The sequence below is a fragment of the Anaerophilus nitritigenes genome (genome assembly GCF_004138215.1).
GTDB lineage: Bacteria > Bacillota > Clostridia > Peptostreptococcales > Thermotaleaceae > Anaerophilus > Anaerophilus nitritogenes.
Window position 1 is genome coordinate 1 of the sequence record NZ_RYYS01000086.1, and the last position, 11,384, is coordinate 11,384.

Genomic DNA, 11,384 nt, shown 5'->3' on the forward strand with positions numbered 1-11,384 from the left:
TAATGCTATTTTCGATCGTTTCTTTATATTTTCCAAATTTGAAAATTTAGTGACGTTTTTTATGACTTTGTCTATAAACTCATTTCTCTAATCCGTATAGAAATTTATAATATATTTTATTCACAAGTACATAAAAAGTACTTTTATTTTAATCTTTCTTCTATTAATTTTACTAATTCGTAACTTAGAGTTTCAAGCTGTTTTTGATCTTTTCCTTCTAGCATTACCCTTACTAATGGTTCTGTTCCAGAAGGTCTTATAAGTACTCTTCCTTCTCCATCCATAATTTCTTCAAGCTTTTGAATTTCTTTAGAGATGACTTCATCTTCCATATACTTTAATTTTTTATCATTACTTACCTTTGCATTGACAAGTACCTGTGGATATGTAGTCATCATACTAGATAGCTTTGATACAGATTGTTTTCTTTCTTTGACTACACTTAAAAATTGAAGAGCTGATAAAAGTCCATCTCCTGTAGTATTATGCTCTAAAAAGATAATATGTCCAGATTGTTCTCCCCCTAATACATATCCTTTTTTTTGCATTTCTTCAAGAACATATCGGTCTCCTACTTTCGTAGTAGCTACCTTACACCCTGCTTTTTCTAAAGCCTTTTGAAGTCCCATGTTACTCATCACTGTTGCCACTACTGTATCTTTTTTAAGTTTTTCTTTTTCTTTTAAGTGAGTTGCACAAATCGTTAGGATTTTGTCTCCATCTACAAGATGACCTTTTTCATCTACAGCAATAAGTCTGTCTGCATCTCCATCAAAAGCCAACCCTGCATCTGCTCCCCAATCAATTACTAGTTGCTTTAAATCCTCTGGATGGGTAGACCCACAATTTAGATTGATATTTAATCCATCTGGTTTATGGTGTATAATTTTTATTTCTGCACCTAATGCTGCTAATAATGCAGGAGCCGCTACATAAGATGCTCCATTTGAGCAATCTACAGCAACTTTCATTCCCCTTAAATCTACATCAATAGTAGTTTTTAAGAAATTTGAATACTGCTTAATAGCATCATCAATCTCTGTTTTTCTTCCTAAATGTTCTCCAGATGGATGTACATTTATATCCTGATCATTTAAAATCAATTCTTCTATTTTTTCTTCTACTTCATCTGCAAGCTTAAAACCCTCTTCATTGAAAAATTTAATTCCGTTGTATTCAACAGGATTGTGAGAAGCAGAAATGACTATACCTGCATCTGCACCATAATATCTAGTTAAATACGCTACAGCTGGAGTTGGAACGATTCCTACACAAAGGCAATCTGAACCTGTAGATAAAATTCCAGCCACTAATGCTGCTTCTAGCATATCTCCTGATATTCTTGTATCTTTTCCAATAACAATTTTTGCTTTTTTCTTTCCTTGAGTTAATACATATGAACCAAATCTTCCAAGTTTATATGCTAATTCTGCTGTTAATTCCGTATTTGCAATCCCTCTTACTCCATCAGTTCCAAATAACTTTCCCATATAAGTAGACTCCTCTCATTCTAGTCTATCCTTATTATTTTTTATTATGTTTATTGTAAATAGTAAATCTATATTATTTTATCACATTTTATATAACTGTTCAATTTTTTGCCACATCTCTTTTCTTATAGAAAAAAACTAACGAAAAAATTCGTTAGTTTATTTGTATTCTTTGGCTTTTTCTTCTCCTTTTAATACTCTTAAAGCTCCTTGAGCTAGAGCTTTTAATTCTTCTTCTCCAGGATATACAATAACTTTTCCTATGAAAGATATATACTCTTTAATCCACTCTATAAACTTCTGATCATAAGCAATACCACCTGTTAGAATAATAGCATCTACTTCTCCCTTTAATACACAAGTGCAGCTTCCTATATATTTTGCAATTTGATAAGCCATAGCCTTATAAATTAATTCTGCCTTTTTATTTCCCTCTTTCATCATCTTTCCTACTTCTCTTCCATCGTTGGTACCTAAATAAGCTACTAGTCCACCTTTTCCATTGATCCTCTTTTTTATTTCGTCGAGTGAATATTTTCCTGAAGAACATAATTTAACTAAATCCCATACTGGAAGTCCTCCACTTCTTTCTGGAGAAAAAGGACCATCTCCATTTAATGCATTATTTACCTCTACTACTCTTCCTCTTTTATGAGCTCCTACAGAAACTCCTCCTCCAATGTGTGCTACAATAAAGTTTCCTTCTTCATATTTTTTATTTAACTCTTGTGCTGCTAATCTTGCAACAGCCTTTTGATTTAGAGCATGAAAAAAACTTTTTCTCTCAAGCTCAGGAACCCCTGATACTCTTGCTATATCATCTAGTTCATCTACGACTACAGGATCTACAATAAAGGATGGTTTTGAAATAGGCTTTGCGATTTCATTTGCAATAATTCCTCCAAGATTAGATGCATGCTCTCCACTTACTCCTACTTTAAGATCCTCAAGCATCTTCTCTCCAATTTTATATGTACCACTTTCAATAGGTTTTAAAAATCCACCTCTTCCTACTACTGCATCAATGCTTTTAATATCTATTTTATTTTCTTCTAATGCATCTACAATCAATTTTTTACGAAAAGAATATTGATCATAAATCTTTTCATATTGATTAATTTCATCAGATGAATGTCTTAATGTTTTTTCAAAAATAGATGTTTCATTTTCAAATACAGCAATCTTTGTGGATGTAGATCCGGGATTAATAGTAAGAATCTTAAACTTTGTCATATGTATCCTTCTTTCTATATTATCGTTTTTTAAAATCTGCCATCAAAACACCTAAAGCAATAGAACTTAATTTACTTTCTTGACTATCTGCTCTTGATGTAAGAATAATAGGAGCTTTTGCACCTACAATAACTCCTGCATTTTTAGCATCTGAAAAAAATACTAAAGACTTGTATAAAACATTTCCAGCTTCAATATTAGGTACAAGTAAAATCTGTGCATTCCCTGCAACAGGATGATCCACTCCTTTATGTTTTGCAGCTTTTTCACTTACTGCATTATCTAGTGCAAAGGGACCTCCTACAATACAATCTGTTATTTTTCCTTCTTTATTCATATCTTCTAATTCTTTTGCATCTATGGTTGCTTGCATATTTTTATCTACCTTTTCTTTTGCACAAAGTATAGCCACCTTTGGAGTTTTAATCTCTAATGAATGAGCAACTTCTACTGCATTTTCAATTATTTCTTTTTTGGTCTTTAAATCTGGGATTATATTCATAGCTGCATCTGTTATCAAGAAAAGTCTATCAAATTTAGGAATCTCAAATACAGCTACATGACTTAGTACTTTGCCACTTCTTAAACCTACTTCTTTATTTAGTACCGCTCTTAGTACGATAGAAGTATCTACAAGCCCTTTCATAACCATATGTGCTTTTTTACTAGATACTAATTCCACTGCTTTTAAACAAGCATTTTGTGAATCTTTTTCATGAATGACTTCATATTGCCCTGCATCTATTTGTTCTTCTTTACAAACTTTTTGGATTGCTTCTTCATCTCCTACTAAAATTGCTTTGATAATTCCTAGACTTCTAGCTTGATCTACAGCTTTTAGGACATCTTTATCCTGAGCTACTGCTACAGCAATAGTTTTTGTTTCTTTTTTTTGTGCCAACTTCATCACTTCATCCATTTTTTTCATTTTCTCACCTCATTCTATTTATTTTTTTATAAACTTACTCTATATTAAACTAATAAAACATTTTACTTTATTTTAGCATAATTTGTAAAAATTTTCTCATATTTTGTAGAAATTTTGATTTTTTAAAAAACTCTTCCTCTAAAAGATTTATAAGTAGATTTTTTTGAAATACATAACGGAAGTTATATATTTATCCACAATTTTATAAAGTATATAATTTCCTATGTATTATAAAAAATTGCACACCTATAGGTATGCAATTTTATTTATCTTGTATTTTCTTGTGTTTCTCCTTGCACAGGAACTACATCTTTTCCTTTAATAATCAAATCTACTCTTTCAGGATATATCGTAACTTTTTCAAATTTTTGATTTGAATTCCAATTGATCTTAACAGAATACAATCCTTCTGTTAATCCTTCTCCATTTATAGAAAGCTTCATATCTTCTTTATTTATATTCTCTGAAATACTTTCAATAGCTTCTACTTTTACCTTTATAGAAGAAGGAAACTTACTATTATCAATGATATAATTTTCTTGTATATTTTCTATATTGATTTCATCTTTTGTAAATGTAAATTCTTTACTTTTTATATTTTCTATATCTATGATGATATAAGGAGGTTTCTCTTTTTTAGAAATCTCTACTCCTTGTGGCAAGATTAGTTCTATATCTTTTCTAGTTGTTTTTTGTAAACTTTTTAACGAAATAGACTTTGCTTGTATTTGTGTGACTGAATCTATTTCTTCTTTTTTTCCTTTAATAATTACTTGATTTTGACTCATTTTTATTTCTTTTATTTTTAGTCCATCTTGAATTTCTCCTTCATAAGAAACAGATACAGGAACTTTTTTAGTTCTTAGAATAGGAAGATTTACATCTACATATTTATTTTTAACCTCTATTCCTCCTACTTCTTTTCCTAATCGTGTTATAGGTTTTAGTGGGAGTCTTTTTACAATATCCTCCTTTATATTTTGTACATTTACTTGTGCTTCAACAAAGTGTACTGTATTCATAAGACTCTCAGGTCCTTCTACTAAAACTTCATTAGGAGAAATAGAAGCTACCCCTGGTTCAAAGCCCTCTAATGATTTTCCTATTGTTTTTATCTCTACAGGTTTTTGGCGCTTTACAATTTCATCTAATGTAATTTTGATTTGCTTTGGAGAAACATCTAATTCTACTTTAGAAGGTCCACTTATTTCAATAGGAACACTATTTACACCTTTTCTAAATCCTCTTAGATCTGCTGTTACATTCACATCTTGAGAGCTAATCTTATAAATATCACTTCTTCTTCCAGTTACCTTTGCTTTTACTGTAAAATTCTTTTGACCTATGACTACAAGATCAGATTCTCGTAAATCCTCTATATTCAAAAGTTGAACAGGTACATTTTCAATTTCAATTATACCTTGAGGATTAATTTCTCCCATAACATAAAGCCACATAACTACAGCAAAAATAATAGATATGATCTTTGGCATAGTATTTCTACTAAAGAATCTGCTATTTTCTATATTGTTTTTAATTTGATCCCATAGGTTATTCATTTTTCCGCCTCCATTTCCATCTAAATAAAGGCTTTTCATCTTCTGGTTTGTATGCATTTCTAAGAACAGATCTTAAAGTTTTTGCATCTAAATATCTAGAAATTTTTCCATCCATTGCTACAGAAATAGCTCCTGTCTCTTCTGATACCATAACTGCTACTGCATCAGATTTTTCAGTGATTCCAATACCTGCTCGATGTCTTGTCCCTAATTCTTTGCTAAGATTAGGATTTCCTGTAAGAGGCAGTACGCAAGCTGCTGCCATAATTGTATCCTCTCTAATAATCACAGCTCCATCATGAAGAGGAGTATTTGGAATAAAAATATTAATAAGAAGTGCTGAAGATATATCCCCCCTAATAGATACCCCCGTTTCTAATACATCCCCTATAGCTGTTTCTCTTTCAATAATAATTAAAGCTCCTATCTTATTTCTTGAAAGATAAGTAGCAGCTTCCACTACCTCAGAAATGTTTTGATCCAAATCTTCATCGGATAATTCTACCAAAGATTTTGTAAAAAATTTAGTTCTTCCTATATGCTCTAGTGCTCTTCTAAGCTCTGGTTGAAATACAATTAAAACTGCAATCATACCTAGCGTCATAGCATTTTTTAAAATCCAATTTGTTACATAAAGCTTTGCCCATTCACTAAGCTTTGTAGCGATTAGGAGTACTACCAAACCTTTTAAAACTTGCTCTGCACTAGTTTGCCTTATAAGCATCAAAAGTTTATAAAAAACGAAGGCTACAATGGCCATATCGATTATATCTCGCATGCCAATATTTAAAAATATCTCTACGATTTCTTTCATTGTCAACACCTCTTTTGAGATTCCTACTGACTTATTAATACTATTCTAATACATATCGTTAAAACCCTTCAAGTAGTATACAAATTTATTTTAATTTTCATTTCTTATTTTACACTATTTTCCTCCCTTATAGAAGTTTGATACCAAAATGTAATATTTATAATCCTTTTACATGATTCTTTTGTTTTTTGGCAAAATAAATAATAATGAAAATATAGAAAGGAAAGATTTTAATGAGTAAAAAAATATATAAACATATTCCAAATGAAAAAATGCCAAGTAAAGATGATTTACTTACAGATACTATTAAAGATCTATTAGAAGAAAAAATGCAAGCTAGTGCCATGGATATTAATGTTTTTTGTAGAGATGGTCATGTCAATCTTTCTGGAATGGTAGATGTGCTTGCTGAAAAAAAAATGGCTGAAAATATAGTAAAAAAAATACAAGGCCCTACAAAGATAGAAAATAAAATTACAGTAGCTATGGATCATAATTTTACAGATAAACACATGGAAAAAGAAGTGATCCAAAAACTTTTAGGAGTTTCTCATTTAAGTAGTGTAGGAGTAAAAATTGAAAATGGAGTTGCAAATCTTTTAGGATATGTACACACTCTAAAAGATGCTCATAACGCTTTAGATGTTGCAGCAAGTGTACGTGGTATAAAAGATGTAGTCAATAATATATCTATTGATTCTTATAATAAATATGATGATTCTACGGTTAATAGTTATGTGACCCAAGCTCTAAGTACTACCAATCTTAGTTATAAAGATATTGCTCACTCAGTAGAAAATGGCAAGCTTACTTTATCAGGTTATGTAAATAATAAAAATGAAATGGAAATTGCAAAAGAAATATCTATGGGTGTAGAAGGAGTCACAAAGGTAATCAATAAACTTAAAGTGAGGTAAGTCATATGCATTATGAAGAAATTATTCAATCTACCATAAAAAAAAATAATTCTAAAATTGTCCTTTTAGTATTAGATGGATTAGGAGATATTAGAAGTCCTAAATTTTATAGCAAAACTCCTCTAGAATATGCTCACACTCCTAATCTAGATCAATTGGCTAAAAAATCTGTTCTGGGACGTATGTATCCAATCCTTCCTGGGATTACTCCAGGAAGTGGTCCAGGACATTTAGGACTATTTGGATATGACCCTCTTAAAAATGTTATAGGAAGAGGAGTTTTAGAAGCTATTGGAATTGATTTTTCACTTCAAGCTCATGATGTAGCTGCTAGATGTAATTTTGCCACTATCAATGAAGAAAGTATCATTACAGATCGACGAGCAGGAAGAATTTCTACAGAAATAACACAAAAATTATGTGAGATTTTACAAACTATAAAAGAAATAGATGGAGTAGAAATTATTATAAAATCTGGAAAAGGACATCGATTTGTTACTATATTTAGAAGCAAACAAAAGGAGATTGGCTCTCTTATTAATGATACAGACCCCTTAGTAGAAGGAAAAGCACCTCTTTTAGCAAATGGTAAAAATACACCTTCACAATTTTTAGCACAAGTCATCAACAAATTTATGAAAAAAGGCTATGAACTTTTAAAAGAACAATTTCCTGCTAATGCTTTTTTATTAAGAGGAATTGCTTCTAAACCTAAAATTCCCTCTATAAGTGAAAAATATCTTCTAGAGTCTGCAGCAATCGCCTCCTATCCTATGTATAGAGGAATTGCATCTTTATTAGGTATGACTCTTTTACCTGCTCCTGACTCTATAGAAGGACTATTTCAAACTTATGTAAATTATAAGCAAAAATATGATTTTTTCTTCATTCATGTAAAAGGAACAGATCAAGCTGGAGAAGATGGAGATTTTGATTCTAAAGTAAAATGCATAGAAACAGTAGATAAGTCTCTTCCTATTTTACTAGATCATATGCCTGATGTATTAGCTATTACTGGAGATCACTCTACTCCTTGTGTGATGAGATCACATAGCTTTCATCCTATGCCAGTTCTTCTTCATAGTGATTTTTCTGGAATTGATGATGTAGATAGATTTCATGAAAATGCTTGTAATTTAGGAGGTTTAGGATTTTTTGAAAGTCGTTATTTAATGGGACTCTTGCTTGCAAATGCCAAACGGCTAGATAAATTTGGAGCTTAATAAATTCTATAGAAGTAATATTCTACCATTGTATGCTATAATATGAATCATAGAGTTATAGAAAGGAGGAATATAATGTACAAAAATGATCTATTAAAAGAAATGCTTGAAGAATCAGGTATTTCAGGTTATGAACATACTCTATCAAATAAAATCTCTTCTTTTTTTAAAGAGTATGCACATGAAATTTATACAGACAAATTAGGAAATCTCATCATCCATAAAAAAGGTACTTCTAAGAATCCTATAAAAATTATGCTTGCAGCACATATGGATGAAATCGGTCTTATGGTCAAAGATATCGATAAAAATGGTTTTATAAAATTTACAAACATCGGAGGAGTAGATCAAAGAACTCTTCTTGCTCAAGAAGTAATCATTCATGGAAAAGAAGAATTATTTGGGCTTATTGGTACAAAACCACCTCATCTACAAGATCCAAGTGAAAGAGAAAAATCTATAAAAACTGAAGATCTACTCATAGACATAGGCCTTTCTTATGAAAAAGCCAAACAAATCATCGAAATAGGAGACCCCATTACCATAAAAAGAGAAATGGTCTCTTTAAAAAACAATAAAGTAGCAGGAAAAGCACTAGATGATCGAGCAGGAATTTTAGCTATGATCCACTGTTTTGAAGAACTTAAAAATATAAAGCATGATGCAGATGTATATGCTGTTTGTACAGTACAAGAAGAAGTAGGAACCAGAGGAGCTATGGTAAGTGCTTATGAAATCTCCCCTCATATAGGAATTGCCATAGATGTAGGCTTTGGAAGAACTCCTGAGTTATCTAAAGATGATACCTTAGAACTTGGAAAAGGTCCTGGCATTTGTATAGGTGCCAATATTCATCCAAATATTCATCATCGTCTTCAGACCATAGGTAAAGAATACAATATTCCTTATCAAGTAGAAATAAGCCCTGGTAACTCTGGAACAGATGCAAGATCTATACAAATTGCAGGATGTGGAGTAGCAACAGCTCTTTTATCCATTCCACTAAGATATATGCATACATCAGTAGAAACTATAGATCTTTTAGACATAAAATATACAGCAAGAATGCTAGCTTATTTTATTTCCAGTCTAAATGGTGAAGATTGGGAGGGATTTTTGTGTTATTAAAAAAATTAGCACAAAGCTGCGGAGTTTCAGGAAATGAAAAAGAAGTAAGAGATCTAATACTTCAAGAAGTAAAACCTTATGTAGACAAAATCGTTATCGATCCTATTGGAAATTTAATTGTTACAAAAAAAGGAAGAAATAATCTTCCATCTATTATGGTGTCTGCCCATATGGATGAAGTGGGCCTAATGGTAAAGGCCATAGATGATAAAGGATTTGTTAAATTCTTGCCTGTAGGGGGCATAGATGATCGCATATTAGTTTCAAAAGTAGTTCAAATTGGAACAGAAAAAATTAAAGGAGTTATTGGTGCAAAAGCCATTCATCTTCAAAAACCTGATGAGAGAAAAAAAGCCCTAAAACATGACCAACTTTATATTGATATTGGTGCTAAATCTAAAGAAGAAGCAGAAAAATTAGTATCTATTGGAGACTATATTTCATTTTGTAGTGATTACATAGAGTTTGGAGAAAATCTTATAAAAGCTAAAGCACTAGATGATCGAGTAGGTTGTGCAATGCTTATCAATCTTTTAAAAAATAATTATGACTGCACCATTCATGCTTTATTTGCAGTTCAAGAAGAAGTAGGTCTAAGGGGTGCAAAAGTTGCAGCCTATAGATTAAATCCTGCTTTATCTATTGTACTTGAGGCTACTACTTGCCATGATCTAACAGATGTAGATGCTCCTCATTTTTCTACAAAGCTAGGAGAAGGTCCTGCTTTATCTATTGCAGATATGGGGACTTATTATAATAAAAATTTAGTAAAAAAAGTAATAGAAATAGCTCAAAATAATAATATTTCTATTCAGCTTAAACAAACAATAAAAGGCGGAAACGATGCAGGTGTTATTCATACTAGTAGAGAAGGAATTCCTACAGTAGCTCTTTCTGTTCCTTGTAGATATATTCATTCTCCAATATGTGTTATAAATAAAAATGATTATAAAAATATGCTAAATCTTGTAGATCTTTTATTAAAAAATCTTAAAAAGGAGGAAATAATATGAATCCTTCATATAATCTATTAAAAAAGCTTACACAAGCTTATGGTCCTTCTGGAAATGAAGAACAAATAAGAACCATCATTAAAGAAGAAATCAAAGATTATGTAGATGAAATCAAAGCAGATACCATGGGAAACCTCATAGCTATTAAACATGGAACTGGTAAAAAAATAATGATTGCCAGTCATATGGATGAAATCGGAGTTATTATAACAGGTATAGATGATAATGGATTTTTAAGATTTGCCAATATGGGAGGAGTTTCTAGCTTTACTTCTCTTTATCAACGTGTACAATTTGCAAATGGTGTAGTAGGAATTATCGGTATGGAACATATAGAGGATATGAAAAATTTAAAACTTGAAAAAATGTATATAGATATTGGTGCCACTACAAAAGAGGATGCACAAAAGAAAGTGTCATTAGGAGATGTAGGATCATTTTTAGGAGATTATCATGATTTAGGAGACTTTATTACATCTAAAGCCTTAGATGATCGAATCGGTTGTTTTATTGCCATAGAAGCAATTAAAAAAATAAAACAAACCCCTCATGAACTTTATTTTGTATTTACAGTACAAGAAGAATTAGGTCTTAGAGGTTCTAAAACTGCAGCGTTTGGAATTGATCCTAACTTAGGAATATCTTTAGATGTAACAAGTACTGGAGATACTCCAAAAGCAAAACATATGGCCATAAAATTAGGAGAAGGTCCAGCTATTAAAATAAAAGATAATTCTTTATTGGTTCATCCTACTGTGAAAAATTTAATGATCCATACAGCAAAAGAAAATAATATACCTTATCAATTAGAAATCCTTGAATTTGGTGGTACAGATTCAGGTGCGATTCACCTTACAAAGAGTGGTGTTCCTTCAGGAGTAATTTCTATTCCTTGTAGATATGTACATAGTCCATCTGAAACTATTCATAAAAAAGATATAGAAAATGCCATTTCTCTTCTTTCTAAAATATTGCAAAATAAAAACATCTAAGACAAAATGTCTTAGATGTTTTTATTTTGGTGGGCGCAATAGGGATCGAACCTATGACCCCCTGCTTGTAAGGCAGGTGCTCTCCCA

The 11,384-nt window shown here is 31.2% G+C and carries 10 protein-coding genes; 5 read left to right on the forward strand and 5 right to left on the reverse strand.

What is annotated here, in order from left to right; translation table 11 throughout:
- Nucleotides 1–143 precede the first annotated feature (143 nt).
- From glmM to cdaA, 5 genes are all read right to left on the reverse strand, one after another.
- Entirely contained in the window at nt 144–1,490 is a 1,347-nt protein-coding gene (gene glmM / locus EK368_RS12455) for a phosphoglucosamine mutase (protein ID WP_129600189.1), read from the reverse strand.
- Nucleotides 1,491–1,649: 159 nt separating this feature from the next.
- Nucleotides 1,650–2,723 (reverse strand): butyrate kinase, encoded by a 1,074-nt coding sequence (gene buk / locus EK368_RS12460; protein ID WP_129600191.1) that lies wholly within the window; start codon nt 2,721–2,723, stop codon nt 1,650–1,652.
- Between the two features lie 19 nt (nt 2,724–2,742).
- A complete protein-coding gene (gene ptb / locus EK368_RS12465; protein WP_129600193.1) occupies nt 2,743–3,651 on the reverse strand; it encodes a phosphate butyryltransferase in 909 nt (302 codons plus the stop codon).
- Between the two features lie 266 nt (nt 3,652–3,917).
- The gene (locus EK368_RS12470; protein WP_165000447.1) at nt 3,918–5,210 is read right to left on the reverse strand and encodes a CdaR family protein; all 1,293 of its coding nucleotides are present in this window, start codon (nt 5,208–5,210) and stop codon (nt 3,918–3,920) included.
- Complete coding sequence (cdaA, locus tag EK368_RS12475; protein ID WP_129600197.1) at nt 5,203–6,024, reverse strand: diadenylate cyclase CdaA; 822 nt, start codon at nt 6,022–6,024, stop codon at nt 5,203–5,205. The genes EK368_RS12470 and cdaA overlap by 8 nt, the downstream gene beginning before the upstream one ends.
- Before the next feature lie 233 nt (nt 6,025–6,257).
- Between cdaA and EK368_RS12480 the strand changes: the two genes are divergently transcribed.
- From EK368_RS12480 to EK368_RS12500, 5 genes are all read left to right on the forward strand, one after another.
- Nucleotides 6,258–6,941, forward strand: coding sequence for a BON domain-containing protein (locus EK368_RS12480; RefSeq protein WP_129600199.1), 684 nt, complete (start codon nt 6,258–6,260; stop codon nt 6,939–6,941).
- 5 nt (nt 6,942–6,946) lie between these two features.
- Nucleotides 6,947–8,164 carry a 2,3-bisphosphoglycerate-independent phosphoglycerate mutase gene (locus EK368_RS12485; protein WP_129600201.1) on the forward strand — a complete coding sequence of 406 codons (1,218 nt, stop codon included), beginning with the start codon at nt 6,947–6,949 and terminating at the stop codon, nt 8,162–8,164.
- A 75-nt stretch (nt 8,165–8,239) separates the two neighbouring features.
- Nucleotides 8,240–9,292: a M42 family metallopeptidase gene (locus EK368_RS12490; RefSeq protein ID WP_129600203.1), complete on the forward strand. Its 1,053-nt coding sequence runs from the start codon at nt 8,240–8,242 to the stop codon at nt 9,290–9,292.
- The gene (locus EK368_RS12495) at nt 9,283–10,305 is read left to right on the forward strand and encodes a M42 family metallopeptidase (protein ID WP_129600205.1); all 1,023 of its coding nucleotides are present in this window, start codon (nt 9,283–9,285) and stop codon (nt 10,303–10,305) included. Before EK368_RS12490 ends, EK368_RS12495 begins: the two co-directional genes overlap by 10 nt.
- Nucleotides 10,302–11,297, forward strand: a complete 996-nt coding sequence (locus tag EK368_RS12500; protein ID WP_129600206.1) for a M42 family metallopeptidase — start codon at nt 10,302–10,304, stop codon at nt 11,295–11,297. Before EK368_RS12495 ends, EK368_RS12500 begins: the two co-directional genes overlap by 4 nt.
- The last annotated feature ends 87 nt before the right edge of the window (nt 11,298–11,384 follow it).